At 65.6% G+C, this 25,918-nt stretch carries 28 protein-coding genes; 15 read left to right on the top strand and 13 right to left on the bottom strand.

The annotated features are described in order from the left end of the window. Positions 1–60: 60 nt before the first annotated feature. On the top strand, positions 61–663 hold the full coding sequence (locus NOF53_RS00955) for a TetR/AcrR family transcriptional regulator (protein ID WP_255965098.1): 603 nt from the start codon (positions 61–63) through the stop codon (positions 661–663). Between the two features lie 34 nt (positions 664–697). Here NOF53_RS00955 and NOF53_RS00950 read toward each other — a convergent pair whose 3' ends face one another. Both NOF53_RS00950 and NOF53_RS00945 read right to left on the bottom strand, forming a co-directional pair. Continuing rightward, positions 698–1,930, bottom strand: a complete 1,233-nt coding sequence (locus tag NOF53_RS00950; protein WP_255965097.1) for a hypothetical protein — start codon at positions 1,928–1,930, stop codon at positions 698–700. A 21-nt stretch (positions 1,931–1,951) separates the two neighbouring features. Continuing rightward, positions 1,952–2,761, bottom strand: coding sequence for a DUF8017 domain-containing protein (locus tag NOF53_RS00945; protein WP_255965096.1), 810 nt, complete (start codon positions 2,759–2,761; stop codon positions 1,952–1,954). Positions 2,762–2,930: 169 nt separating this feature from the next. Here NOF53_RS00945 and NOF53_RS00940 point away from each other — a divergent pair, with 169 nt between their 5' ends. Next, positions 2,931–3,353, top strand: coding sequence for a hypothetical protein (locus tag NOF53_RS00940; protein WP_255965095.1), 423 nt, complete (start codon positions 2,931–2,933; stop codon positions 3,351–3,353). Positions 3,354–3,383: 30 nt separating this feature from the next. Here NOF53_RS00940 and NOF53_RS00935 read toward each other — a convergent pair whose 3' ends face one another. Next, positions 3,384–4,307 (bottom strand): SDR family NAD(P)-dependent oxidoreductase, encoded by a 924-nt coding sequence (locus NOF53_RS00935; protein WP_255965094.1) that lies wholly within the window; start codon positions 4,305–4,307, stop codon positions 3,384–3,386. Between the two features lie 147 nt (positions 4,308–4,454). On the opposite strand from NOF53_RS00935, the gene NOF53_RS00930 reads away from it, so the two are divergent. From NOF53_RS00930 to NOF53_RS00905, 6 genes are read left to right on the top strand one after another with little or no spacing between them, the layout of a single operon-like run. Beyond that, entirely contained in the window at positions 4,455–5,498 is a 1,044-nt protein-coding gene (locus NOF53_RS00930; RefSeq protein ID WP_255965093.1) for a ferredoxin--NADP reductase, read from the top strand. Positions 5,499–5,537: 39 nt separating this feature from the next. Continuing rightward, entirely contained in the window at positions 5,538–7,007 is a 1,470-nt protein-coding gene (locus NOF53_RS00925; RefSeq protein WP_255965092.1) for an aldehyde dehydrogenase, read from the top strand. A 43-nt stretch (positions 7,008–7,050) separates the two neighbouring features. Further along, positions 7,051–7,803 (top strand): SDR family oxidoreductase, encoded by a 753-nt coding sequence (locus NOF53_RS00920; protein ID WP_255965091.1) that lies wholly within the window; start codon positions 7,051–7,053, stop codon positions 7,801–7,803. Next, a complete protein-coding gene (locus tag NOF53_RS00915) occupies positions 7,800–8,672 on the top strand; it encodes an NAD(P)-dependent oxidoreductase (protein WP_255965090.1) in 873 nt (290 codons plus the stop codon). Before NOF53_RS00920 ends, NOF53_RS00915 begins: the two co-directional genes overlap by 4 nt. Beyond that, the gene (locus tag NOF53_RS00910) at positions 8,669–9,061 is read left to right on the top strand and encodes a carboxymuconolactone decarboxylase family protein (protein ID WP_255965089.1); all 393 of its coding nucleotides are present in this window, start codon (positions 8,669–8,671) and stop codon (positions 9,059–9,061) included. The genes NOF53_RS00915 and NOF53_RS00910 overlap by 4 nt, the downstream gene beginning before the upstream one ends. Next, complete coding sequence (locus NOF53_RS00905) at positions 9,058–9,720, top strand: class I SAM-dependent methyltransferase (protein ID WP_255965088.1); 663 nt, start codon at positions 9,058–9,060, stop codon at positions 9,718–9,720. The genes NOF53_RS00910 and NOF53_RS00905 overlap by 4 nt, the downstream gene beginning before the upstream one ends. On the opposite strand, the gene NOF53_RS00900 is transcribed toward NOF53_RS00905, so the two are convergent. From NOF53_RS00900 to NOF53_RS00875, 6 genes are all read right to left on the bottom strand, one after another. After that, on the bottom strand, positions 9,696–10,784 hold the full coding sequence (locus tag NOF53_RS00900) for a prenyltransferase/squalene oxidase repeat-containing protein (protein WP_255965087.1): 1,089 nt from the start codon (positions 10,782–10,784) through the stop codon (positions 9,696–9,698). The genes NOF53_RS00905 and NOF53_RS00900 overlap by 25 nt on opposite strands. Further along, positions 10,781–11,521 carry a class I SAM-dependent methyltransferase gene (locus tag NOF53_RS00895; RefSeq protein ID WP_255965086.1) on the bottom strand — a complete coding sequence of 247 codons (741 nt, stop codon included), beginning with the start codon at positions 11,519–11,521 and terminating at the stop codon, positions 10,781–10,783. The genes NOF53_RS00900 and NOF53_RS00895 overlap by 4 nt, the downstream gene beginning before the upstream one ends. Beyond that, on the bottom strand, positions 11,515–12,762 hold the full coding sequence (locus NOF53_RS00890; protein WP_255965085.1) for a glycosyltransferase family 4 protein: 1,248 nt from the start codon (positions 12,760–12,762) through the stop codon (positions 11,515–11,517). The genes NOF53_RS00895 and NOF53_RS00890 overlap by 7 nt, the downstream gene beginning before the upstream one ends. An 87-nt stretch (positions 12,763–12,849) precedes the next feature. Further along, positions 12,850–13,713 (bottom strand): LLM class F420-dependent oxidoreductase, encoded by an 864-nt coding sequence (locus NOF53_RS00885; protein WP_255965084.1) that lies wholly within the window; start codon positions 13,711–13,713, stop codon positions 12,850–12,852. Between the two features lie 153 nt (positions 13,714–13,866). Continuing rightward, positions 13,867–14,781 (bottom strand): SDR family oxidoreductase, encoded by a 915-nt coding sequence (locus tag NOF53_RS00880; RefSeq protein WP_255965083.1) that lies wholly within the window; start codon positions 14,779–14,781, stop codon positions 13,867–13,869. Next, entirely contained in the window at positions 14,778–15,590 is an 813-nt protein-coding gene (locus NOF53_RS00875; protein WP_255965082.1) for an SDR family oxidoreductase, read from the bottom strand. Before NOF53_RS00875 ends, NOF53_RS00880 begins: the two co-directional genes overlap by 4 nt. Positions 15,591–15,652: 62 nt before the next feature. Here NOF53_RS00875 and echA20 point away from each other — a divergent pair, with 62 nt between their 5' ends. The 4 genes from echA20 to ipdC are packed head-to-tail and all read left to right on the top strand — an operon-like array spanning position 15,653 to position 19,136. Next, the gene (gene echA20 / locus NOF53_RS00870; RefSeq protein WP_255965081.1) at positions 15,653–16,429 is read left to right on the top strand and encodes a (7aS)-7a-methyl-1,5-dioxo-2,3,5,6,7,7a-hexahydro-1H-indene-carboxyl-CoA hydrolase; all 777 of its coding nucleotides are present in this window, start codon (positions 15,653–15,655) and stop codon (positions 16,427–16,429) included. 3 nt (positions 16,430–16,432) lie between these two features. After that, the gene (gene ipdA / locus NOF53_RS00865; protein ID WP_255965080.1) at positions 16,433–17,320 is read left to right on the top strand and encodes a cholesterol ring-cleaving hydrolase subunit IpdA; all 888 of its coding nucleotides are present in this window, start codon (positions 16,433–16,435) and stop codon (positions 17,318–17,320) included. Further along, a complete protein-coding gene (gene ipdB / locus NOF53_RS00860) occupies positions 17,317–18,078 on the top strand; it encodes a cholesterol ring-cleaving hydrolase subunit IpdB (RefSeq protein WP_255965079.1) in 762 nt (253 codons plus the stop codon). The genes ipdA and ipdB overlap by 4 nt, the downstream gene beginning before the upstream one ends. After that, complete coding sequence (gene ipdC / locus NOF53_RS00855) at positions 18,075–19,136, top strand: (3aS,4S,5R,7aS)-5-hydroxy-7a-methyl-1-oxo-octahydro-1H-indene-4-carboxyl-CoA dehydrogenase (RefSeq protein ID WP_255965078.1); 1,062 nt, start codon at positions 18,075–18,077, stop codon at positions 19,134–19,136. Before ipdB ends, ipdC begins: the two co-directional genes overlap by 4 nt. Before the next feature lie 88 nt (positions 19,137–19,224). On the opposite strand, the gene NOF53_RS00850 is transcribed toward ipdC, so the two are convergent. Together NOF53_RS00850 and NOF53_RS00845 are read right to left on the bottom strand one after the other, a co-directional pair. Continuing rightward, a complete protein-coding gene (locus tag NOF53_RS00850; RefSeq protein WP_255965077.1) occupies positions 19,225–19,503 on the bottom strand; it encodes a DUF2277 family protein in 279 nt (92 codons plus the stop codon). Positions 19,504–19,540: 37 nt separating this feature from the next. Continuing rightward, positions 19,541–20,761, bottom strand: a complete 1,221-nt coding sequence (locus NOF53_RS00845; protein WP_255965076.1) for a glycosyltransferase family 87 protein — start codon at positions 20,759–20,761, stop codon at positions 19,541–19,543. 203 nt (positions 20,762–20,964) lie between these two features. Between NOF53_RS00845 and hutU the strand changes: the two genes are divergently transcribed. The 3 genes from hutU to hutG are packed head-to-tail and all read left to right on the top strand — an operon-like array spanning position 20,965 to position 24,809. Then, positions 20,965–22,638, top strand: coding sequence for a urocanate hydratase (hutU, locus tag NOF53_RS00840; RefSeq protein WP_255965075.1), 1,674 nt, complete (start codon positions 20,965–20,967; stop codon positions 22,636–22,638). Between the two features lie 7 nt (positions 22,639–22,645). Continuing rightward, the gene (gene hutI, locus NOF53_RS00835; RefSeq protein WP_255965074.1) at positions 22,646–23,842 is read left to right on the top strand and encodes an imidazolonepropionase; all 1,197 of its coding nucleotides are present in this window, start codon (positions 22,646–22,648) and stop codon (positions 23,840–23,842) included. A 13-nt stretch (positions 23,843–23,855) separates the two neighbouring features. Next, positions 23,856–24,809, top strand: a complete 954-nt coding sequence (hutG, locus tag NOF53_RS00830) for a formimidoylglutamase (RefSeq protein ID WP_255965073.1) — start codon at positions 23,856–23,858, stop codon at positions 24,807–24,809. Here the strand turns inward: hutG and NOF53_RS00825 are convergent. Together NOF53_RS00825 and NOF53_RS00820 are read right to left on the bottom strand one after the other, a co-directional pair. After that, positions 24,797–25,255: an Rv1443c family protein gene (locus NOF53_RS00825; RefSeq protein ID WP_255965072.1), complete on the bottom strand. Its 459-nt coding sequence runs from the start codon at positions 25,253–25,255 to the stop codon at positions 24,797–24,799. The genes hutG and NOF53_RS00825 overlap by 13 nt on opposite strands. Before the next feature lie 5 nt (positions 25,256–25,260). Beyond that, positions 25,261–25,845: a TetR/AcrR family transcriptional regulator gene (locus tag NOF53_RS00820; RefSeq protein WP_255965071.1), complete on the bottom strand. Its 585-nt coding sequence runs from the start codon at positions 25,843–25,845 to the stop codon at positions 25,261–25,263. Between the last annotated feature and the right edge of the window lie 73 nt (positions 25,846–25,918).

Raw genomic sequence — 25,918 nt, 5'->3', positions numbered from 1 at the left:
AATGGGATGCGTCTTAAACTACACATTTTCATTTGTAATGGAAGCCCTTATGCTGGGCCCATGGCGAAAGGACAGAACGGACCGATCCGGCGTCGCACACTCACGCGCGACAAGGTGGTAGACGCAGCGATCGAAATCATCGACGAGCTCGGCTGGGACCCACTGTCGATGACGAGCCTCTCCGCGCGGCTCGAAGTCGTCACCGCGTCGCTCTACAACCACGTCCGCAACCTCGACGACGTCCGCGGCGCCGTTCAGGTGCGCACCATGGCGGAACTCGGCGCACACCTGCGCGAGACCGCCATGGGCCGAACCGGTCCCGACGGCCTCCGCGCGCTCGTCGACGCGCACCGCGTTTGGGCGACCGAGCACCCGCATCGGTACCGAACACTCACCACCAGCCCGGTGGACCGGGACGCCTTCATCGCCGCCGCACTGGACGCCAACACGGCACTACGCACGATGCTGGCGTCGTGCGGCGTGCCGCCCGAGGACACCCTCGACGCGGCCGTGAGCATCTTCGCCGCCATGCACGGCTTCGTCATGCTGGTGAACACCGATTTCCTCGGCGACGAGCTGGACCTGGACTCGATCTACGAATCCGTGCTTCGGGGAGCACTGTCCAGTGTCGAGCGGCCGGAGCCGACGCGCACACCTTCCTGAACGTGATCGGTCGACGGCCCGACGGCCGGCTCGCTCAGGCGTCCTCCCACGGTTGGGTTCCCTGCCCGACCTCGTAGCCGTGCTTCGGCCGGTTCAGGGTCTTGTCGGCCTGTCCGACCTCGACCATGTCGTTGGCGATGGCTGTTCTCCTGGTGGCGTCGTCGACACGACTGGTGATCGGGGAGAGTTTCTCGTCCAGCTTCTCCTTCGCTTTCAGGGCGGGATCGGACAAGAACTCCAGGTACTCCTTCAGCCGGTTGGTCAGCTCCTCGATCTCACGCACAAGAGTCATCACCAAATCGGCAACCTTGTAGATGGTGTGAGCGATCGATGCGACCTGCGCGGAGGTGCCGATCACCGGCACCTTCTTCACCAGAAACTCGAGCTTGCCGAAGACACCGTCCAAACTCACCTCGGCCTCGAGCAGCTCGGCCAACTTTTCGACCGCGGTCCTCACCGCATCTCTGATCTTGTCGGCCACCATCTCCAGGGCAAGAGCGAGGATGCGGCCGACGGGCCCTTCCCACTTCATCGCCGTACTCTGCAGGCGCGCGTAGTCGTCGAACGCCAATGCCGCCTTGCCATCCCAGTACTCACCGACACGATTGAGGCCGTCATCCATGTTTCGCGCGGACGCTTCGAACGCGTTTCCGGCGATCTTGTACGTCTCACCGATTCGTTTCAGCTCGCTCCAGTTACCGCTGATCGGGGCCAAAACGTACTCGAGGGGATTCCATTCCTTTCCGGCGATCCGGGTGACATTCTTGATGGATTCGTTCACCTCCCCCAGCCAACCCGCCGCCTCGGTGACGATCGCGCCGACGTCCTCCTTGTTGGCCACCGGATCGTCCAGCTTGACGTCCTCAGGCTTGGGATAACTGACCGCAGAACCGTAAGCCTCGGTGATACCGGGCATTTCGGCAAACGATTTGTACTCGACGGTTCCGTCACCCACGTAACGGGTGTGCGCGTTGAGTGCGTCATAGTTCTTCTTTTCCTGGTCGTGGTACATCCAGGCGGCCTTGTTCAGTTCGACACCGGTGTCGACATTCTGCTTCGCGATATCGGCCATGCGCGTTGTGGTGGCATCGGAAAGCACGACGAACGGGGTCAGCAATGAGCTGATGATCGCACCCGAGAAGTCCGCACTCGGCGGTCCGTTCTTGCCGACGAAATCAGCGATCCGCCGACTGTCCGCGCCGATCTCGTCGAATGCATTGGCGAGACCCGCGATCTGGTCGGGTCTTGTTTTGAGCTGCTCACCCATGACTTTTCCATCCCCCGTTTGTCATTCGGTTTTATTCAGTGACCTGATGATCGTGTCGACCTCGTTCTCGGAGAGGGAATCCGGCAGTCCGACGTGGTGCTTGACCATGAAGACCATTACCTCTGCGGTGGAATAGGCTGGAGTGGCGACCACGTCGAACTCGGCTCGAGTTGGGTCGCAGGAGTAGTCTCGCGGAATGTCGGTGACGGCGGCGGTGTAGCGGACTGCCGGTCTGCCGGAAATCTCAAAGTTGAACGGACCCCGAATTTCAACCTTCGGTTTATTGTCGTCTTCGTCCGAGAACAGTCGATCCGCCTTGCTGACTGCCTCCCGGGCAGCCGAATCGAGATCGACTCCGTTTCGCCCGGTAGCACCCATATCGGCCAGGGTCGAACCCTTGTCCTCCGGACAGTAGTTGTATGCGTAGTCGCTCACGGCGCCATATCCGGCAACATATCCATCATCGTCACTCCAGCTCATTACGCCGCTGTTACTCGGACGCCAGCCTTCGTCATTCGGCACGGTGTAGGTGAGCCCGAACTTGGTGGGCACCGGTTGGGGCTGACCGTCGGGAGCCTCGATCATCGGCGGCGGGAACTCCATCGACGGAAAGCCGGGCGGCAACGGCGCGACCGTGGTGCTCGGGCCGGGCGGAGGTGGAGGCGCCCACGACGAAGCCGCCTCTTCCGCCGCCTGCGCGTTTTCGGTGTACGGGTTGCCGACCCACAACACGAGAGTCATGACCGCAGCGAGCGCGGCGACGGCCAGCGCGATGTTCCTGAGCGGTTTCAGCACACCGTACTTCTGGAGAAGTCTGAAGAATCCCACCACCGGTGGAGGGTACCCTGTACCGGTTTGCCCGACGTTGCCCGGCCGGAGCGAGGTGATCGTCAGGCGCACGCTCAACAATATGAGTCATATACCGCAGCAAGGGAAGTAGCGATAAGCTTCGGCGCCGCGGTAACGCGGCGACGTCAGGCGATACAGCCAGGGGGAATGTATGAAGGAACGGGATCTGGACCCCGCGGTGGAGGCGGCGTTCCGCAAGCTGTCCGACGCGGCCGATCGCCTGGAAACCGTCCGTATCCGCACCGAGCGCACGGCGGTTGCGGACCTGGTCGACGAACCGACCCCGGTCACCGAGGGCGTGATGTTCGAGTTGGCCGCGATGCCGCAGTCCTCACCCGAGCTGAAAACGTACGCCACTCGCGTCGACAACGGTGAATGCACATGGCCCGAGATCGAGCGGCGGGCCTGGCCGCTGCCGCCAGAAGTCACCGAGCTGAAAGACTCGCGGTACTTCACCTGGCTATGGTCCTCCCCGCCTCCGCCGCCCTCGCCGAGGGGCGCTGCCACCGTCGGCCCCACCGATTGGCCCGACGACTACGACGGTTACCCGGCGCCGAAGTCGTGGCTCGAGTAATACCGGCGACGCGTTGGACCTGGACTCGGTCTACGAGTCCGAGCTGCGGGGAGCACTGTCCGGGGTCGGCTGTGTGGAGGAGACAAGTTCCGCGAGTTCGTCCAAGGACCACGGCGGCGCCGTGTCGTGGTCGCGGTATGCGACGAAACTGGGGGTCTGTCGCTCGAACCTTCCCACGAAGCAACCTGATCCGATGAAGACGCTTCCGGTGACCGCCGCCGCCCGACTGCTCGCCAGATAGGCATAGAGCGCGGCGACGTACTCCGGTGGGGCAGGATTGAGCGAACCGTAGTGCGCGGCGACGTCGAGCATGCCGCGCCGATGCAATTCCTCGATGTGCTGCTCGTATTCTTCGCCGACGGACAGTCTCGTGCGCGCACCCGGGCAGACGACATTGGCGCGCACCCCCGACTCCGCAAGCTCGGCAGCGATGGCCAATGTGAGGCTGTTGACCGCCCCCTTCGCCGCCGGATACCCCGTACCGCCGTAGTCGCCGAGGAACGCGAACGAACTCGTGTTCACGATGGCGCCCCCTCCCTGGGCGACCATCAGCGGGGCGATCACCCGGCATGTGCGAAACGTGGAGGTCAGGTGTGCGTCGATCAATTCGCTCCACTGCTCGTCGGTGACGTTCAGGATGGACGACCGCGGAGGCTCCGCGATTCCCGCACAGTTGATCAAAACGTCGAGCGAGCCGAACGTGCTCACCGCTGCGTCCGCGAGCGCTTCCGCGACCCCGTTCGCCGCAGCCGAGCCCGGCACCGCAATCGCCCGTCCGCCTGCATCGACGATCTCCTGCGCAACCTGCTCGGCGGCCTCCCGGTCGCGACCGTTGACCACCACGCCGACGCCATCCGCCGCCAGAGCCTGGGCTACCGATCGGCCGATGCCTCGACTCGATCCGGTGACCACCGCTCCGCGTCCCGCCACATTCTGTGCTTCCTGTGAATTCATGCATCCCACTCTCATCGGGCACGACGCCGCCGCGGATTCGGCGCTCGAACTCATTGCGCCATACAGTTGTGCAAACTATAGTCCAGACATATGTCCAGTTTTGAACTGGTTCCACTTTTCGACGAACCCCACAGGGAGCGTTCGCCCATGACTGCGCCGACGATCCACCGCCTCCGCATTGCGGAGGTCATCGAGGAGACCGCCGATGCATCTTCGGTGGTCTTCGACCTCGAGCCCCACCAGAAAGAACGATTCAGCTACCGGCCCGGACAGTTCCTCACTCTGCACATCCCTCACGACGGTGCCTCTCTCGCGCGTTGCTATTCGCTCGCGAGTGCGCCCGACATCGACAACGCGCTGAAAATCACCGTCAAGCGAGTCGATCGCGGACGGGGGTCCAACTGGTTGTGCGACCACGCACGGACGGGCGCGGAGATCGAGGTTCTCGAGCCGTCCGGAGTGTTCACACCGAAGTCGCTGGACCGAGCATTTCTCCTCATCGCCGGTGGTAGCGGCATCACGCCGGTCATGTCGATACTCAAATCCGTCCTGGGTCGCGGCACCGGCCACATCGTGCTGTTCTACGCCAACCGCGATGAGGACTCCGTCATCTTCCGCGCCGAACTGCTCGAGCTGCTTGCCCGTCATCCCGATCGCCTGTCCATCGTGCATTGGATCGAATCACAGGACGGACTACCCACCTCGGACCGGTTGCGAGAACAGTTCTCACCCCTGCACTTCGACGAGGCGTTCGTCTGCGGTCCCGGGCCCTTCATGGACTGCACCCGGGATGCCCTGCGGTCGCTCAACTTCCCGCGCGAGAAGCTACACATCGAGCGCTTCAACTCCCTCCGCAGCAACCCGTTCGAGTCGGTGCTCGTGACGGCAGCGGCAGACCCTGGCACCGTCACCCGCGCGTCTACCGTTGTCGTCGAGAAGGACGGCCAGACCCAGACTTTTTCATGGCCGGCGGACCAACGCCTCCTCGACGTTCTCACCACCAACGGAATGAAAGCCCCTTCGTCCTGCAGCGAGGGCGTCTGCGCCGCGTGCGAATGCCGTCTTACCGAGGGCCGGGTAGAGATGATGAACAACCAGGTTCTGGAGGACGAGGACCTCGCAGCCGGATACATCCTGGCCTGCCAGGCATTGCCCCTCACCGACACCGTCCGAATCGCCTACGACTCGTGACGACTGCTCCCCCACACCACCCGATCCGGAAGTGACCCCATGACTCTGCGCCCCACCGACAGTTCCTCCCTGTTGATCGACGGCAAGCTGGTACCGGGCTCCGGTGGCACTTTCGACGTGATCAACCCTGCCACCGAAGAGGTGCTGGGTGCCGCGGCCGATGCCACCTCCGCCGACATGGACGCGGCGATCGCTGCTGCACGAAGGGCATTCGACGACACGACCTGGTCTCGCGACCACGCCTTCCGGGCGCGATGCCTGAGACAATTGCGCGACGCCCTGCTCGCCCACATCGAGGAATTCCGTGAGATCACGATCGCCGAGGTCGGCGCCCCGCGGTTCTTCACCAGCGGACCGCAACTCGAAGGACCGGTCGCCGACCTCGGCTACTTCGCAGGCCTGGCTGACAGCTACTCCTGGGCACAGGATCTGGGCGTGTCGACGACGATGGGAATCAAGTCGCACCGACGTGTACTCAAGGAGGCCGTCGGTGTGGTCGGCGCCATTACCCCCTGGAACTTTCCGCACCAGATCAATTTCGCGAAGCTCGGCCCCGCACTGGCCGCCGGAAATACCGTGGTACTCAAGCCCGCTCCCGACACACCCTGGTGCGCGGCGCTCGTCGGCACGTTGATTGCGCAGGAGACCGACTTCCCGCCCGGGGTGGTCAATATCGTAACGTCGAGCGATCACGCTTTGGGGGCGCAGCTGTCGACCGACCCCCGCGTGGACCTGGTGTCGTTCACGGGATCGACCGCGACGGGCAAGGCTGTCATGACTGCGGCCGCCCAGACGCTCAAGAAGGTCTTCCTCGAACTGGGCGGCAAGTCGGCCTTCATCGTGCTCGATGACGCCGACCTCGCGGGCGCGTGCGGAATGGCGGCGTTCACGGTGAGCACGCACGCCGGGCAGGGTTGCGCGCTTACTACCCGTTTACTCGTTCCACGGGAAAAGTATGACGAGGCAGTGGAGGCCACCGCGAAAGCCCTTCGCGGCCTTCCTGCCGGTGACCCCAACGAGCCGGGCACCATCTGCGGCCCGATCATCTCCGCACGCCAACGCGAGCGAGTCGAGGCGTACTTGCGGCTCGCGGTCGAGGAAGGCGGAACGATCGTCGTCGGCGGCGGACGACCCAGCAACCACGAACGCGGATTCTTCATCGAACCCACCCTGGTCTCCGGACTGGACAACAGCGCGCGGGTGGCACGGGAAGAGATTTTCGGTCCCGTGCTCGTGATCATCCCTCACGACGGCGACGACGATGCGATCCGCATCGCCAACGATTCGCCTTACGGATTGTCCGGATCGGTCTGGGGTACGGATCCCGCCCGCGTGCAACATGTGGTCGAGGGAGTGCGCACCGGCACGCTCGGTGTGAACGGCGGCATCTGGTATGCGGCCGACGCGCCGTTCGGCGGATACAAGCAGTCCGGCATCGGCCGGGAAATGGGTGTCGCCGGTTTCGAGGAGTACCTCGAAACCAAGCTGGTCGCAGAACCGGCCTCGTAGTCGCTACACACTCACAACACTCAACTCAGGGAGACAAGACGATATGGGACGGTTCGACGGAAAGACGGCCATCGTCACCGGTGCTGCTCAGGGCATTGGCGAGGGATATGCACGGGCGCTGGCAGCGGAGGGCGCCAACGTGGTGGTCGCCGATCTCAACGCGGAGCTCGGCGAGACAGTGGCGAAACAAATTACCTCGGACGGCGGGACGGCGGTATTCAAGGATGTCGACGTGTCCGACGAGGAGTCGGCGAAGGAACTCGCCGAGTTCACCGTCGAGAAGTTCGGCGGCATCGACTATCTCGTCAACAACGCCGCCATCTACGGGGGCATGAAACTCGATCTCCTCATCACCGTGCCGTGGGACTACTACAAGAAGTTCATGAGCGTGAACTTCGACGGGGCCCTCAACGTGACTCGCGCAGTGTGGCCACACATGAACAACGGTGGCGGCGGCTCCATCGTCAATCAGTCGTCCACTGCGGCCTGGTTGTACTCCGGCTTCTACGGCCTGGCGAAGGTCGGGATCAACGGCCTCACCCAGCAACTCGCCCACGAGGTGGGTGGCATGAACATTCGCGTCAACGCCATCGCACCCGGACCGATCGACACCGAAGCCACCCGCACCGTCACGCCGGGAAATATGGTGGCAGACATGGTCAAAACCCTGCCCCTCAAGCGCATGGGCACCCCCGAGGACCTCGTCGGGGCCTGCTTGTTCCTGCTCTCCGACGAGGCGAGCTGGATCACCGGGCAGATCTTCAACGTCGACGGCGGACAGATCTTCAGGTCATGACCAGGACCGAGCAGGTATCCGTCGGCTATATCGGCCTAGGCAACATGGGTGCGCCCATGGCCAAGCGATTGCTGGACCGGCCCGGCGGACTCATCGTGTGCGACACCCGGCAAGAGGCGCTCGAACCGTTCGGCAAGGCCGGCGCCAAGACCACCACCGATCCGCGCGTGGTGGCCGAGAACGCCGCGGTCATCTCGGTGACCGTGCTGAACGACCAACAGGTTCGGGATGTCGTCCTACAGATCCTGGAGGTGGCGCGACCGGGAATGGTCGTGGCGGTGCATTCCACGATCAGCGACGTTACTGCAGTCGAACTGGCCCAGTTGTGCAGTGAACACGGCGTCGAACTCGTCGACGCCCCGGTCAGCGGCGGCGCACCGGGCGCACACAAGGGCAAGCTCGCCGTAATGGTCGGCGCGAGTGACACGGCCTTCGAGAAGGTGCGTGAGCCGTTCGGACACTGGGCCGAGCTCGTCGTCCACGCGGGCGAGGTGGGCGCGGGCACGCGAATGAAGCTGGCGCGCAACCTGCTGCATTTCGTGTCCTTCACGGCCGCGGCCGAGGCGCAGCGCCTGGCCGAGGCTGCGGGCCTCGACATCGCCGAGCTGGGCAAGGTGGTTCGCCACACCGACGCGATCACCGGCGGCGCCGGCGCGATCATGCTCCGCGACAGCACCGAAGCCCTGGACGAGAACGACAACTGGTATCCGATCATGTCCCACGTCCGGGACCTCGGCGAGAAGGATCTTCTCCTGGCGATCGGTCTCGGCGAGCGTCTCGAGGTGACCCTGCCGCTCGCCCGGGTCGCCCTGACAGGACTGGGCCCGGGCCTGGGCGTCGACAGCACAGCGACCAAGGAGCAACCATGACCGACGACACCCGCACCCGGGGCCTGGCCATGATGGAGAAGGTCTACGGATTCGAGATGCAGGACGGACCCGGCGCGCATTTCGCCGTCACCGCCGACCACCTCTTCGCCGAGATCTGGGCGAGGCCCGGACTCAGCATCCGCGATCGCAGGCTTCTCCTTCTCGGCGCGCTCACCGCGCAAGGATTGGTCGATGTCGCGGAGATCCAGGTGGGCGCCGCCCTGCACAACGAAGAACTCGACGAGGAGCAGTTACGGGAGATCGCCCTGTTCCTGTGCCACTACGTGGGATGGCCGTTGGGCACGAAACTCGACTCGATGATCGGTGGGGTGCTACACAAGCGGAAGAAGGCAGCCAGAGCGGCCGCCCCGGATGCAGAGGCCACATGAGCACCGAACACCTGACACGAGAGCTTCTCCGACTCGCCGACACCACACCCGGGTTCATGCCGGAGGACGAGGGCACCGCCCTGTACGACGCCGCGATGCAGTATCTGACTCCGGGCGGAACCGGCGTCGAGATCGGCACCTACTGCGGCCGCTCCACGATCTACCTCGGGGCCGCCGCGAAGGCTCGAGGTGCTCGGGTGGTCACCATCGACCACCATCACGGTTCCGAGGAACACCAGCCGGGCTGGGAGTACCACGAACCGGCGTTCGTCGATCCCCACACCGGTGTGCTCGACACCGTCGGCCGGTTCCGCCACACCATGGCCGACTCGGGGCTCGAAGAATACGTCGTCGGTGTGCTCGGCCGGTCGTCCACGGTTGCAACGTTCTGGCGGTCGCCCGTCGACTTCGTCTTCATCGACGGCGGACACACGTCGGAGGCGGCGAACGCCGACCTCGAGGGGTGGGCGCCGTGGGTCGTCGTCGGCGGGGCACTCGTCATCCACGACGTATTCCCGGACCCGGCGGACGGTGGACGTCCGCCATTCGAAATCTACGAACGCGCGCTGGGCACAGGACAGTTCACCGAGACGAGCGTGACCGGCTCACTGCGAGTCCTCGAGCGTGTGGGCGGTCAGACCGGCGAACCGCTGGCGTGACAATAGTCGCCGCACCGATCTGCACCGATCGGTAGTCCCACAGGCGCTGCCGCGTCCCGGAAGATCCCGTGTCCGGGCGTGGTGCGCGACAGGGCGTCCGCCGCGAGGATCATCGCACCACCCGTCCACGTGGTCTGTTCGACCGGCCAGCGCTTGCCGTCGCTGTAGACGAGTCCGGTCCAGTACGACCCGTCGGGATCGCGGAGGTGCTGCATGGCAGCGAACTGCTCGAGAGCGCGGGTGTGCTCCCCCATCGCGTCGAGGGCCAACACCAATTCGCAGGTCTCGGCTCCTGTCACCCACGGCCGGTGGTCGACACAGCGGATGCCGAGACCTTCGACGACGAAATCGTCCCACCGCGAGTCGATGCGCGCAGCAGCCGCCCCGCCGCGCACGGCGCCCCCGAGAATGGGGTAATACCAGTCCATCGAGTATTCGTCTTTGAGCGAGAACGACTCTGGGTGCTGCCGGATCGCATGACCGAGGGTGTACTTGGCGAATTCCCACTCCGGTTGGGGGTCGTCGACCAGCCGCGCCAGCAACAGCCCGCACAGCAGGCTGTGGTGGATGCTGGAGTTGCCGGTCAACAGCGCCTCCGGGCACGCCTCGCCGCCGCTTCCTCGCGCCCAGAAGATTTCACCGCTCGGTTCCTGCATCTCCACCACGAAGTCGAGCCCTGCCCGCACCGAGGGCCACATGGACTCGGCGAAGTCCCGGTTGCCGGTGATCAGGTAGTGATGCCACACTCCCACAGCGAGATAGGCGCAGAAGTTGCTGTCGGAGTCGGAGTTGTGCACCACACCGTTCCGGAACTCCATCGGCCACGAACCGTCGGGCCGCTGAGCGCGGCGCGACCACTCGTACGCCGCCTCTGCCTCCTCGACCAACCCGGCCGCAGCGAGCGCCATGGCGGATTCGACGTGATCCCACGGGTCGGTGTGACCACCGGTGAACCACGGCAACGCACCCGACGACTCCTGGGCAGCCGCGATGGACTTCGCCGTCTGCCGCACCTGGCTTTCCGACAACACGTTCGGCACCGACGGAACGTCGGGCGCTCTCACTGCGGCGCCCTCACCGCGCTCGGCCGGTTCGGCTTCTCGAGATAGAACACGACGCTCTTGCCCACCACGGGGTTGAGCACCTTCTCCGCGGTGCGCGTGAGCCACGGCGCCTTCATCATGTCCCATACCAGCATCTGGTGGTAGGACTTGGCGAGAAGATTATCGTTGTTCTCCACTCCCACGGCGCATTTGAGCCACCAGTAGGGAGAGTGCAGGGCGTGGGCATGATCGCGGCCCCGGACCTTCAGTCCAGCTGCAACCAGCTTGTCCGCCAACTCGTCTGCCCGATAGATCCGTACGTGCCCACCTTCCACCTCATGGTAGGCGTCGGACAGCGCCCAGCAGATCTTCTCGGGCAACCATCGCGGAACTGTCACTGCGGCAACACCACCGGGCTTGAGGATGCGCACCAACTCGGCGATGGCGCGATCGTCCTCCGGGACGTGCTCGAGAACCTCGGAGATGAGGACGGCGTCGAACGTGCCGTCCCCATAGGGCAGATTCAGCGCATCGCCCACCTGGATACGCGCGTCGGCGCCCGCAGGCACCTCCCCCACCTCGGCCATGGCCACGAACATCTTCTCGACGTCGGCCAGCTCATCGGCGTTCTGGTCGAACGCGGTGACGTCGGCCCCGCGCCTGTACAGTTCGAACGAGTGCCGTCCGGCCCCCGCACCGATGTCGATCACCTTGTCGCCGGGCTTGACGCCCAACCGGTCGAAGTCCACGGTCAGCACAGTCGTTCTCCTCCACGGGTCTGCTGGATGGCATCGGCATAAGTCTCCGCGGTCTTCGCTGCCACCGCAGACCAGCTGTATCGTTCGAGCGCGCGGCGACGCCCACCGTCCCCCAGTCGGGCACGCCGCTCCGGGTCGTCGAGTAACGCGCCCAGCACATCCGCCAGTTCCTGCGGATCGCCGGGCGTCACCAGGACACCGGCTTCTTCCTGCGTTCCCACCACTTCGGGGATGGCACCGGCGCGGCTCGCGACCAACGGCGTTCCGCAGGCCATCGCCTCGACGGCAGGCAAGGAGAAGCCCTCGTACAAGGACGGAACACAGGCGACGTCCGCCGAGGCCAGCAGCGACGCCAGTTCGGAGTCGTCGATGCCCGACACCGTGCGCACGACGTCACCGATGGCGAGTTCGTCGATCAGCTTTTCGGTGACACCGCCGGCCGCCAGTTTGGCAACCAGGACCAACTCGACGGAGCGTTCGGTGTGCACCTTGGCGACCGCTTCGAGCAATGTCGACACACCCTTGAGCGGCATGTCGGCGCTCGCGACACATACGATCCGGCCCGGTACCCGCGCGTCGGCGCGCGGCTGGAACACCTCGGTGTCCACGCCGAGCGGAATGGTCCGCAAATGAGCGGCGGGCACGTCGAATGCCGCGCTGATGTCGTCGGCCGAAGACTGGGACACCGTCAACAGCGCGGGGATCCGGCGGGCGACACGCTTCTGCATGGTCAGGAAGCCGTACCAGCGCCGGACTGTGACCTTGCGCCACCATCTGGCGGCCGCCAGGTCGAGTTCGCGGTCACGGGTGATCGGATGGTGGATGGTCGCCACGACGGGCAGGCCGGCTTTCTGAAGTTGCAGCAGTCCGTAGCCGAGGCACTGATTGTCGTGCACGACATCGAACTCGTCGGCGCGCTCACGCAGCAGTCGCGCCGCACGCAAACTGAAAGTGAGGGGCTCGGGGAAACCGGCCGTCCACATGGTCGCCACCTCCAGCACATCGATGCTGTCGCGGAACTCGCGCGGGTGCGGCGTTCTGAACGGATCGGGCTCGCGGTAGAGATCGAGACTGGGGACCTTGGTGAGTGTGACCCGCGGGTCGACGTCCGGGTAGGGCTGACCCGAGAACACCTCCACCTCGTGACCGAGTTCGACCAGCTCACGGCTGAGATGGCGGACGTACACACCTTGCCCACCGCAGTGGGGCTTACTTCGATACGACAGGAGTGCGATGCGCACGGACTCCGACCTCTCCTCGAACAGCAGACGGCAATACTAGAACACGTTCCCACACCTGGGTGTCCTCGTCCTATCCAACCGCACTACTCAGCTCACCGCCGCCGACTCGCGCAAACCTTCGATCTTTCCGGCGAGTCGACCGAGGTACGCGAGGACCTCTTCCTCGCTACGGTCCGGGAGTCCGTAGACCACCTCGCTCACGCCGAGGTCCCTCCACCGGTGCAGCTTGTCGACATCCGGCTTTCCGTCGAGCACGACGATCCGCGGTTCGCCGACGCGGCCCGCCTCATGCCACATCCGCTGCAGCGATCGCACACGTTCGTCGATGTCCTGCTCGATCGGCGTGGTCATCCAGCCGTCGGCCGAACGCACTATCCACTTGAAGTTCTTCTCGTTCCCGGCCGCACCGACAATGACCGGAGGCACCCGCGTCGGCTTGGGCCACGCCCAGCTCGGGCCGAAGGTGACGAACTCGCCGTCATAGGAAGCTTCCTCCTCCGTCCACAGGGTGCGCATGGCCTCGAGGTACTCGCGCAGCATCGTGCGACGGCGGCCCGGCGGAACGTGGTGATCGGAGAGTTCGTCCAGATTCCAGCCGTACCCGACGCCGAGGACGACGCGGCCGCCGCTCAGATGGTCGAGCGAGGCGATCGTCTTGGCGAGCGTGATGGGGTCGTGCTCGACGGGCAGAGCCACCGAAGTCCCGAGCTCGATACTCTGGGTCACCCCGGCAGCCGACGCGAGCGCAACCCAGGGATCGAGCGTGCGCATGTAGCGATCGTCCGGAAGCGAGGCGTCGCCGGTCTGCGGATGTGCCGCATCGCGCTTGACCGGAATATGCGTGTGCTCCGGCACGTAGAACGAGTCGAATCCGTTGGCCTCTGCGCCCCGCGCAGCAGAAGCCGGTCCGATTCCGCGGTCACTGGTGAACAACGTAATACCGAACTTCACGAATTCTCCTAAGCCGAAGGCATTTTCTTCTTGGACACTAACTTCTGGACACGTGTTTAGCAAGGTGTCCAGATTTCCAATTCCTCGCGCGGCGTGGACGAACGGGACGCTCGTTCGATCTAACGCAACGAGCGTCCCGTTCGTCCAAGAGGATCAGGCGCCGTACACCGGGACAGGAGTCTCGGCCTTGGCGAGCAGGCCGGCGACGACGGGTCCGATCTCCTTCGGCTCCCACCGCGCACCCTTGTCCTGAGTGGGACCGTGCCGCCACCCCTCAGCGACGGTGATCTTGCCGCCCTCGACCTCGAATACGCGCCCACTGACGTCCTTGGATTCGGTGCTGCCCAGCCACACCACCAGTGGGGAGACGTTCTCGGGGGCCATCGCATCGAAGCCGTCCTCGGGCGCCGCCATCGCCTCAGCCATGGCCCCACCGGCGCCGACCGTCATCCGGGTCCGGGCCGCGGGAGCGATGGCGTTGACGGTGACGCCGTAGTTCTTCAATTCCGCCGCCGCCTGAATGGTCAGCTCGGCGATACCCGCCTTCGCTGCAGCATAGTTCCCCTGCCCGATCGAACCCTGCAGTCCAGCACCGGAACTGGTGTTGATGATCCGCGCGTCCACGGCACGACCCGCTTTCGCCTCGCCGCGCCAGTACGCAGCGGCGTGCCGCAGTGTGGCGAAATGCCCTTTCAGGTGCACCCGGACCACGGCGTCCCATTCCTGCTCACTCATTCCGACGAGCATGCGGTCGCGCAGGAACCCGGCGTTGTTCACCAGCACGTCGAGGTGACCGAAATTGTCGAGTGCGGTCTTGATCAGGTTCTCCGCCCCGGCCCAGTCCGCGACATCGTCACCGTTGACGACGGCCTCGCCGCCTGCGGCCGTGATCTCTGCGACGACCTGCTCGGCGGGACTCTCCCCCGTCGCCGAGCCGTCGAGTCCGGCGCCGATGTCGTTGACCACGACCTTGGCACCCTCCGCGGCGAAGGCCAGCGCGTGCGCACGTCCGATGCCGCGCCCAGCGCCCGTCACGATGACGACGCGACCGTCGACCAGTCCACTCATGTTCTCTCCTCGTTGATGTTCGCCGAAGCTCCGGCGGGATCGGGGTCTGCTGCAGCCAGAAACGCGGGGCGCTCGCCGCCGCCGTGCACGGTCAACGTGGATCCGCTGACGTAGGCGGCCAGGGGCGAGGCCAGGAACACCGCACAGTTGCCGACGTCCTCGGGGCAGGCCATGCGGCCCAGTGGGATCGTCTCCGCGACGGCAGCGAGGCCCGACTCGCCGCCGTAGTGCAGATGGGACTGCTCGGTGCGGACCATGCCGACGACAACCGAATTGACCCGAACCTTCGGCGCCCACTCCACTGCGAGACTGCGGCCGAGGTGATCGACACCGGCTTTGGCAGCCCCATAGGCAGCCGTACCGGGCGAGGGTCGCGAGCCACTGACACTCGAGATGTTGACGATCGCGCCCCCCGAAGCCTGGTTCTGCATCACCGAGTTGGCCACCTGCGACACCAGCAAGGGGGCTAGCAAGTTCAGTTCGACGATCTTGGAGTGGAATCTGGGGCTCGCATCCGCGGCGAGCGCGTAGGGCGCACCTCCCGCATTGTTGACCAGAACGTCGAGCCTGCCGTGACGTTCGACGATCCGGTCGACCAGAGCCTGCACCTGCCCGGGGTCGCGGATGTCGCAGGCAATGAACTCCGCGATTCGGCCATCCGCTTCGACGGGCTCATCGCCCGGCCTGCGCGCACAGGTCACGACCGTTGCACCTGTGCGCAGAAAGGTGCGGCTGATACCAGCACCCACTCCGCGAACGCCACCGGTCACGAGCACCACCGTTCCGTCCATAGTGAACCGCGTTTCCATCGTGCTACCCTACCAAGCAATTGCTTGGTGGAGTAGCGAGGCCGCTCAAATGGAGGAAACACATGGGAATCCGGACTGAAGACGAGCCCGGGGGCGTCACGACAGTGACGGTCGACTACCCGCCTGTGAATGCGATCCCGTCCCGGGGCTGGTTCGAACTGGCCGACGCCGTACTGGCCGCCGGCAGAAACCCGGACACGCACGTGGTGATCCTGCGCGCCGAGGGCCGCGGGTTCAACGCCGGCGTCGACATCAAGGAGATGCAGGCCACCGACGGTTACGGCGCCCTCGTGGATGCCAATCGCGGGTGCGCTGCCGCGTTCGCCGCCGTCTACGATTGCGCCGTTCCCGTAGTGGTCGCCGTCAATGGGTTCTGCGTGGGCGGCGGCATCGGACTCGTCGGCAACGCCGACGTGATCATCGCCTCCGACGACGCCGTCTTCGGGCTACCGGAAGTAGATCGCGGTGCACTCGGCGCCGCCACACACCTGGCGCGTCTCGTCCCACAACACATGATGCGCACGCTGTACTACACGGCGCAGAACGTCACGGCACAACAACTGCAGCACTTCGGCTCGGTCTACGACGTGGTCCCGCGCGCGAAACTCGACGCCGCCGCCCGCGACATCGCCGGCAAGATCGCCGCCAAGGACACCCGTGTGATCCGGTGCGCCAAGGAAGCGATCAACGGGATCGACCCCGTCGACGTGAAGAGCAGTTACCGCCTCGAACAGGGCTACACCTTCGAACTCAACCTGGTGGGGGTCGCCGACGAACATCGAGACGAGTTCGTCGAGAGCGGCAAGCCCCGCTCCAACTCGAACAACAGGGAAGGCTGATACATGGCCACCAAGCGGGACAAGAGGATGTCGCTGGACGACGTCGTCGGCGAACTGCGCAGCGGAATGACGATCGGCATCGGTGGCTGGGGTTCTAGGCGCAAACCGATGGCTTTGGTGCGCGCGTTGCTTCGCTCGGAGGTCACCGACCTCACCGTCGTCACCTACGGCGGCCCCGACCTCGGTCTGCTGTGCTCGGCGGGCAAGGTGAAGAAGGCGTACTACGGATTCGTCTCACTCGACTCGGCGCCGTTCTACGACCCGTGGTTCGCGAAGGCGCGCACGGGCGGTGAGATCGAGGTCCGCGAAATGGACGAGGGCATGGTCAAGTGCGGCCTCGAAGCCGCGGCGGCACGGTTGCCGTTTCTGCCGATCCGCGCGGGCCTCGGTTCCGACGTCCGAGGATTCTGGGGTGACGAACTACGCACCGTCACCTCCCCGTACCCCGACCACTCGGGCAGATCCGAGACACTCATCGCGATGCCCGCACTGAATCTCGATGCGGCGCTGGTACATCTGAGCCTCGGAGACAAACACGGTAACGCCGCCTACACCGGAGTCGACCCCTACTTCGACGACCTCTATTGTGCGGCGGCGGAGAGGCGGTACGTGTCGGTCGAACGAGTAGTGGAGACCGAAGAGCTGGTGAAATCCGTTCCCCTGCAGAACCTCGTCCTCAACCGCATGATGGTCGACGGCGTCGTCGAAGCACCCAATGGCGCCCACTTCACACTCGCCGGCGACAGCTACGGGCGCGACGAGAAATTCCAGCGGCACTACGCCGAATCGGCGAAGGATCCGGAGTCCTGGCAGAAGTTCGTCGACACCTACCTGTCGGGCGGCGAGGACGACTACCAGGCCGCCGTGAAGAAGTTTGGAGAAGACGCATGAGCGAGACCATCACCGAGGTGACTCGCGCCGAGTACTGCGCCATCGCCTGTGCCGAAATCTTCTCCGGCGCAGGTGAGATCATGGCCAGCCCCATGGCGACGCTGCCGCTCATCGGGGCCCGGCTCGCCCGGCTCACCACTGAACCCGACCTTCTGATCACCGACGGTGAAGCCCTGATCTTCGCCGACACCCCGGCGGTCGGCGCCAAGGCTCCGATCGAGGGCTGGATGCCGTTCCGGAAGGTGTTCGATGTCGTCGCGTCCGGACGGCGCCACGTGGTCATGGGCGCCAACCAGATCGACCGGCACGGCAACCAGAACCTCTCGGCGTTCGGTCCGCTGCAGCAGCCGACGCGCCAGATGTTCGGTGTCCGCGGCGCGCCTGGCAACACCATCAACCACCCCACCAGCTATTGGGTAGGCAAGCACTCGTCGCGGGTGTTCTGCGACAAGGTCGACATCGTCTCCGGGGTCGGCTACGACCAGATCGACCCCGAGAACCCCGCATACCGTTTCCTCCACCTGCACCGTGTGGTGAGCAACCTCGGCGTCTTCGACTTCGGCGGACCCGACCACACGTTCCGCGCGCTGAGCCTCCATCCGGGCGTCACCGCCGACCAGGTGGCGGAGAACACGTCGTTCGAGGTGGCAGGGTTGGACGAGGCCGGGGTGACCCGCGAACCCACCGAGGAAGAACTGCGGCTGATCCGCGAGGTCCTCGACCCCCGCAGCCTGCGCGACCGGGAGGTGTCGGTATGAGCAGTATCAGAACAGCGCTGACCGAGTTGGTCGGTATCGAACATCCGGTGGTCCAGACCGGGATGGGCTGGGTGGCCGGACCTCGACTCGTTGCCGGTACCTCGAACGCCGGTGGTCTCGGCATCCTGGCCTCGGCGACCATGACGTACGACGAACTCGCGGCGGCGATCGCCAAGACCAAGACGTTGACGGACAAGCCTTTCGGGGTCAATATCCGTGCCGATGCCACCGACGCCCCGCACCGCATCGACTTGCTGATCCGGGAGAAGGTGCGCGTCGCCTCGTTCGCGCTCGCCCCCAAGCAGGAGCTGATCGCGAAGCTCAAAGCGGCCGGGGTGGTAGTCATTCCGTCGATCGGCGCGGCCAAGCACGCGAAGAAAGTGGCGTCCTGGGGTGCCGACGCGGTGATCGTGCAGGGCGGCGAAGGCGGCGGACACACCGGCCCGGTCGCCACCACCCTGCTGTTGCCTTCGGTGCTCGACGCCGTCGACATCCCGGTCGTCGCGGCGGGCGGGTTCTACGACGGTCGGGGACTCGCGGCAGCGCTGGCGTACGGCGCCGCCGGGGTCGCAATGGGTACCCGGTTCCTGCTTACCCAGGAATCGACCGTGCCCGACTCGGTGAAGCAGGAGTATCTGGCCCGCGGATTGCAGGACACCACCGTCTCGCGGAAGGTCGACGGCATGCCTCACCGGGTGCTCAACACCGAACTGGTGAACAGCCTCGAGCACTCCGGAAGTGTGCGCGGACTCGTGGCCGCCGCCCGCAACGCGTCCAAGTTCAAGGCCATGACCGGAATGAAGTGGTCGACGCTCGTCAAGGACGGTCTCGCCATGAGGAAGTCCAGCGACCGCAGCTGGCAGCAGATCATCATGGCCGCCAACACCCCGATGCTGCTCAAGGCCGGGCTCGTCGACGGCGACACCGCCGCCGGTGTCCTGGCGTCGGGTCAGGTAGTGGGGCTGCTGGATGATCTGCCCACCTGCAAGGACCTCATCGACGGCATCGTCGCGGACGCCGTGAAACGCATCGACGCACTGGGCGCGCTACGTCACTGAGACCGGTGCGCGGCTGCCCGGACCCCTGCGCGAACGGGACGTTCGTTCGATCCAACGCAACGGACGTCCCGTTCGTACCTCGCGAATATCAGCTGGACGCGGCCTTCGCCTCGATCCGCGCCCGGACCTCCGGCCGTCGTAGCGGCGGGACGGTCTGGGGCGGCTGTTTCCGAGGTGGCAGCGCGGCCAGCAGTGTGGTGGTGGCCGCGGTGACAACCGCTACCGCCTCCTCGAACGGCTCACGGTTGGCGTCCGACACTTTCTGAATCCCGCTGACCTTACGTACGTATTGCCGCGCCGCCGCTTCGATCTCCTCGGCGGTGGCTGCCGGCTCGAGTCCGCGCAGTTCGGTGATGTTTCGGCACATAGCTCGACGATAACTCCCCTCTGGGGGCGAATCGCGACTAGGGCGCCGACAGAAACATTCTCCCGGGCTCGGCAGGCGCCGGTTCGACCGGGGCGACCGAGGTACGCGACCGCGCCGCCACGACTGCGGCGCAGAGGAGAACCACGCCGACGAGGCATTGTGAGCTCCCGACCACCTCACGCACTGCCGACTCCACCCATCCCGAAGACGAGGACTGGAGTACGAAGTTCGGACCGATCAGGAAGACGAGGGTTGCCGCGCCGACCACCGGCCGCCAGCTGCGGTACTGGGGAGCGACGAGGATCGGGATCAGAAGGATGCTGTACGCCCAGTGATGCGTGACAGCGAAGGGTGCCGCGAGCAGAGACGCCAACGCGACGATCGACAACGCAACCACGTGTTCCCCCGACCGGGTGAACCGTTGAGCCGACCACGCGGCGGCCGCGACCACGACGACGACGCACGCCATCCACACGACGCTGGCAAGCCGGCCCTCGACTCCCAGCCGGGCGATCAGACCCGTGAGGGCTTGGTTCCGAAAGAAGTCCGGCGGGCCCGCGCGGCCGGTCGCGAAGAATTCGGTGGTCCAGAACCACACCGACGACTGCGGCAGAAGCCAGAAGCCCAGGCCGATGGTGGCGAGAATCGCGGCGAAGGCACGCGCGATGGAGCGATAGTCCCGGCGGACGAGGAGCACCAGCAGAAACGCTGCGGGGGTGATCTTGACGGCGGCCGCCAGACCGATCGCGACGCCGCGGAATCGCCGAGGGATCACGCCGGTGCAATCGGCGACCACCAACGCCATCAGAATGATGTTGACCTGTCCGAAGCCGAAGTTGGAGCGCAACGGCTCGAGCAGCAGGACCGGCCCCAGCGACATCAGTGCGAGAAGTTCCGGACGGCGCATGTCGAGCTTGCCGAACACCACCCTCAGCATCCACCACACCAGTCCGATGTTCAGGGCGCACCACAACACCTGCAGAACGGCCGGGTCGAGTTCCGCCATCGGCGCGAAGAGGATGGCCGCAAAGGGCGCGTAGATGAATCGGAATCCGGAACTGCTCGGGAAGTCCGCGGAGTAGAGCGGAAGCCCGTTGACGAATGCGTATCCGGCGTCACGGAAGACGGAGAGATCCATCAGATAGCCCGTCGCCGCCTCGTACTCGCGGTAGGCCACCAGCGCCAGCGAGAAGACGGCCGCGAGGACCGCGACGGCGTGGAAGCCATATGTCCTGAACTTCGATTCACTTCGTAACAAGGATCTGTTCTCTCATGATCGGCGTCGTCGTCAATGTCCTACCGTAGCGGTCCGTGACCCAATCGTGACAAAGATGGGGTGACGGCGCCCGAATTGCCCGCTTCACCACGTGCGCGATTCGCTTCGGTCGGCAGAAACCCGCCCCTTGCGTTCCCGACCGGGAGCACACTGAATCGAGACCATCGAAGCTGGAGGGTGGGACTGTGACCGCGACACCTTCGACCGCCGGGCCACGACGGGTGTCGGCACCCCGCGGGCCGAAACTCACCACGCTCGGCTGGCAGCAGGAAGGCGCGTTGCGGATGCTCATGAACAACCTCGATCCCGAGGTTGCCGAGCACCCCGACTCTCTCGTCGTCTACGGCGGGACCGGCAAGGCCGCGCGCAACTGGGACGCATTCGACGCGATGGTCAGGACGTTGAAGACCCTGCAGTCGGACGAGACAATGCTGGTGCAATCGGGGAAACCCGTCGGGGTCTTCCGCACGCACGAGTGGGCTCCCCGGGTACTCCTCGCCAACTCCAACCTGGTGGGCGACTGGGCCAACTGGGAGGAGTTCCGGCGGCTCGAGGCGCTCGGACTGATGATGTACGGCCAGATGACGGCAGGTTCGTGGATCTACATCGGAACACAGGGCATTCTGCAGGGCACGTACGAAACGTTCGGCGCGGTCGCCCGCGCTCGCTTCGGCGGCACCCTCGCGGGAACGATCACCCTGACTGCGGGCCTCGGCGGGATGGGCGGCGCTCAACCCCTCGCGGTCACGATGAACGAGGGCGTCGCGATCTGCGTCGATTGCGACGTCACCCGTATCGATCGCCGGCTCGCGCTCGACTACCTCGACGTCAAGGCCGCCGACATCTCGGAGGCGCTGGCCCTCGCGATCGAAGCCCGCGACGCGAAGCGCCCACTGTCCATCGGACTCGAGGGCAACGCTGCCGGGGTGTTCCCCGAGTTGCTGGCCGGAAAAGCGCCCATCGACATCGTCACGGACCAGACCTCGGCGCACGACCCGCTGTCGTATCTGCCGCTCGGGGTCGAGTTCGGTGACATGGCGAGGATGGCGGAGAAGGACCCGGTGACGTTCACGGAGGATGCCCGAACGTCGATGGCCCGCCACGTGGCCGCGATGGTGGGTTTCCTCGATCGGGGCGCCGAGGTATTCGACTACGGCAACTCGATCCGGGACGAGGCGCGCAAGGCCGGTTACGACCGCGCGTTCGATTTCCCTGGTTTCGTTCCCGCGTATATCCGACCGCTGTTCGAGGAGGGCCGTGGACCGTTCCGCTGGGCGGCGTTGTCCGGTGATCCCGCGGATATCGCCGCCACCGACTCCGCGATCCTCGACCTCTTCCCGGACAACGAGCACCTGCGCCGCTGGATCACCCTGGCCGGTGAGCGAGTGGCCTTCCAGGGTCTTCCCGCACGCATCTGCTGGCTCGGGTACGGCGAGCGGCACCTCGCGGGCCTCCGGTTCAACGAGATGGTTGCTTCGGGTGCAGTGTCGGCGCCCATAGTGATCGGCCGCGACCACCTCGATTCGGGGTCGGTCGCCTCGCCGTACCGCGAGACCGAAGCGATGGCGGACGGCTCCGACGCCGTCGCCGACTGGCCTCTGCTCAACGCACTGCTCAACACCGCGTCCGGAGCGTCGTGGGTGTCGATCCACCAGGGCGGCGGAGTCGGGATGGGGCGTTCCATCCACGCCGGGCAGGTGTGTGTCGCGGACGGCACCGACCTCGCGGCGCAGAAACTGACGCGGGTGCTCACCAACGACCCCGGCACGGGAATCGTCCGGCACGTCGACGCCGGTTACGAGCACGCGGCCGACATCGCCCGGGAGCGCGGTGTGCGCATACCCATGTCCGAAGGGTGAGTGCGTCGTGACGGCGAACCCCACCCGCTCGACGATCCTCACCAACATCGGCACTCTGGTCACCAATGACCCGACCGTCGGCGCCGGTCCGCTCGGGCTGATCCGCGACGCCGCCGTCGTGTTCGACGGCGGCACGGTGGCGTGGGTGGGTTCTTCAGGAGCCGCCCCCAGCGCCGATGTGGGACACGATCTCGGTGGCAGGGCCGTCCTCCCTGGATTCGTCGAGAGCCACGCGCACCTCGTGTTCGGCGGGGAACGCGCGGAGGAGTTCGCCGCCCGCATGGCCGGGCAACCCTATGCCGCAGGCGGAATCCGCACCACGATCGATGCCACTCGCGCCGCGACGGACGAGGAACTGCAGTCGAATTCGCGGCGACTTCTCACCGAAGCGCTGCGGTCGGGCAGCACCACCGTCGAATGCAAGACCGGATACGGCCAGACGGTGGAGCACGAACTGCGCTGTACCAGGATCGCGGCGTCGATCACCGACGAGGTGACGTTGCTCGCCGCCCACGTGCTGCCGCCGGAATATGCGGGACGCACCGACGACTATGTCACCATGGTGTGCGCGGAGATGATCGGCGCGTGCGCAAGCCAGGCCAAGTGGATCGACGTCTTCTGCGAGAGAGGCGCTTTCGACCGGGACCAGGCGCACGCGGTCCTCACTGCGGGCGTGGCGAGAGGCCTGATCCCGCGGGTTCACGGCAATCAACTCGGGCACGGACCGGGGGTGCGATTGGCAGTGGAGTTGGGAGCCGCGTCCGTCGACCACGTCTGCTACACCGCGCAGCCCGACATCGAGGCTCTTGCCGAAAGTGCAACGGTAGCAACCCTTCTGCCTGCAGCGGACTTCTCGACCCGCAACAAGTACCCCGAGGCCCGCGCCCTGCTCGACGCTGGGGTGACGGTGGCACTCGGCGCGGACTGTAATCCCGGTACGAGCTACACCACCAGCCTGCCGTTCTGCATCGCCCTCGCGGTGCGCGATCTGCACATGACGCCGGACGAGGCGGTCTGGGCTGCCACTGCCGGGGGTGCCCGGGCACTGCGACGGGACGACGTCGGGGTGCTGTGTCCCGGCGCCCGCGCCGACGCCCTTGCGCTGGATGCGCCGTCGTATCTTCACCTCGCCTACCGCCCGGGCGTTCCCCTGATCACCGATGTGTGGCGCAGCGGCGTCCTCGCGTACTCCGCGGCACGGTAGTGAGGTGCTGGTCGTGAACCTACCGATTCCGGTGTCCACTCCCCCGCAGGGATGGTCCGGGCGAGTGGACGGCACCACGTCGAAGCATTTGCGCTGGCATCAGGCGGTCACACCGTTCGACCCCGCGGCCGAACCGGGCGCGACGGTGCTTCTCGGTTTCGCTTGTGACGAGGGCGTGGCGCGGAACAAGGGGCGCCGTGGGGCGGCGACCGGCCCGGACGCGTTGCGGTCCGCACTCGCGTCCATGGCGCTGCCTCATCCGATCCGAGCGCACGACGCCGGCACCATCGCAGTGGCCGGCGATCGGCTCGAGGCCGGTCAGGACACGCTCGCGGCGGCAGTCACGACGGTTCTCGACGCGGGCCACTTCCCGGTTGTCCTCGGCGGCGGACACGAAATGGCGTACGGGACGTATCTCGGTCTCGCGCGGTCCTCGCTGCGGACGCCGGATCGGCGGGTCGGAATCCTCAACGTCGACGCCCACTTCGATCTGCGCCCCGATCCGGTGGCGAGTTCGGGAACGCCGTTTCGTCAGATTCTCGAGCACGAAGGTGCCGCAGGAACCGCAGTGCAGTACTCGGTGATCGGCATCGCCCAGCCGAGTAACACGGCAGCGTTGTTCGACACCGCTCGGCGACTCGGTGTGCGCTATCTGTCGGACGACGACTCGTTCGACCGCACAGCCGTGCACACCTTCGTGGCCGGATTCTTGGCAGAGGTGGACCTTGTCTACCTGACCATCGATCTCGATGTTCTGCCCGCTGCAGTCGCACCGGGAGTGAGCGCCCCCGCTGCGTTCGGTGTACCCGTCGAGACGGTGCAGTTCATCTGCGATACCGTCTCCGCCAGTGGCAAACTCGCCGTTTGCGATGTGGCCGAACTCAACCCTGTCTACGACATCGATCAGCGCACTGCACGCACCGCGGCACGGCTGATCCATCGATTGGTGGTCGGTCAGTCGAAGTGACGCTGCAGGCGCCGGTGCCGGTGACCGAAGAGGGCGTGCAGCACGCGACCGATCACAGGTGCCATCCATGCCATCGGAATGCGTGGTTCGAACGTGATCCGGTCACGAATCCGGGTACGACCGTCGTCGCATGCCGTGAGGGTGCGTTCGTGTTCCCAACGACGCATGCTCAGCATCGTCGACTTCTCGTGGAACCGTCGTCCCCGATCGAGTTCGGCGATGGTCAGGGCGTCGTAGTCGAAGGGCAGAACGCCGAATAACCTGAGCCAGGCGCGGCCGAGGGGTTTACCCACGGGGACAGTGTCGACGGTGAACGACTCGGCGCCGCGGGGCAGGCTCATCGTCAACCACGGCCGCAACTCGTCGTTGATGCCCTCGGGGCTCACGACACGATCCCACACCCGGTCGATCGGCGCGTCGATGGTGGATTCCCGTTCGATGATCATGTGGTTCATCCGAGCCGCCCACCGAGCATGCCCGTCAGCGAGCGCAGACAGAGGTCCCGTAGTTCGCTTTCCCGGATGGACGGGTGATCGAGCCAATCCATGCACACCGCACGGACGAAGGCGATCCACCCGCGCACCGCGACGCCGATCAACTCACGCTCGCCTGCCGGTGGGTCGAGGGCGTCGACAATCCGGCGTTGTTGCGCCTCGAGTTCGCGCTCGACGATGGCCCGGATATCGGCGTCCGCCGACAGAGCGCCGAAGTTGACCGCCCGCACCCCGTGCCGATGGCTGGCTACGTGATCGAGATACGCGTCGAGGCCGGCCGCCACCTGCTCTTCGACGGGAAGCGACGGGTCGGGTGCAGTGGCCTCGAGTAGCCGTTCGGACTCGCGCTCCACAATTGCCGCGAAGAAGTCCCGTTTCGTCGGAAAATAGTGGTACATCAAGCCACGGGACACCTCGGCGAGTTCGGCGACCTCCTCGATCCAGACGTCCTCGTATGGCCGTTCGGCGAACAGGCGCGCGCCGATGTCGAGTAGCTGTGCCCGCCGCTGTTCGGGGCCGAGGCGGCGGCGAGCGCTGGTCATGCTGACTCACGCTACTACTTGACACCGATTCAGTAAGGCGTACCTTGCGTACTAGACACCAATTCAGTAGTGC

Source organism: Rhodococcus tibetensis (genome assembly GCF_024438035.1).
GTDB lineage: Bacteria > Actinomycetota > Actinomycetes > Mycobacteriales > Mycobacteriaceae > Rhodococcus_F > Rhodococcus_F tibetensis.
The sequence above is the reverse complement of the archived record's forward strand: the minus strand, read 5'-3'. Positions and strand labels throughout refer to the sequence as shown.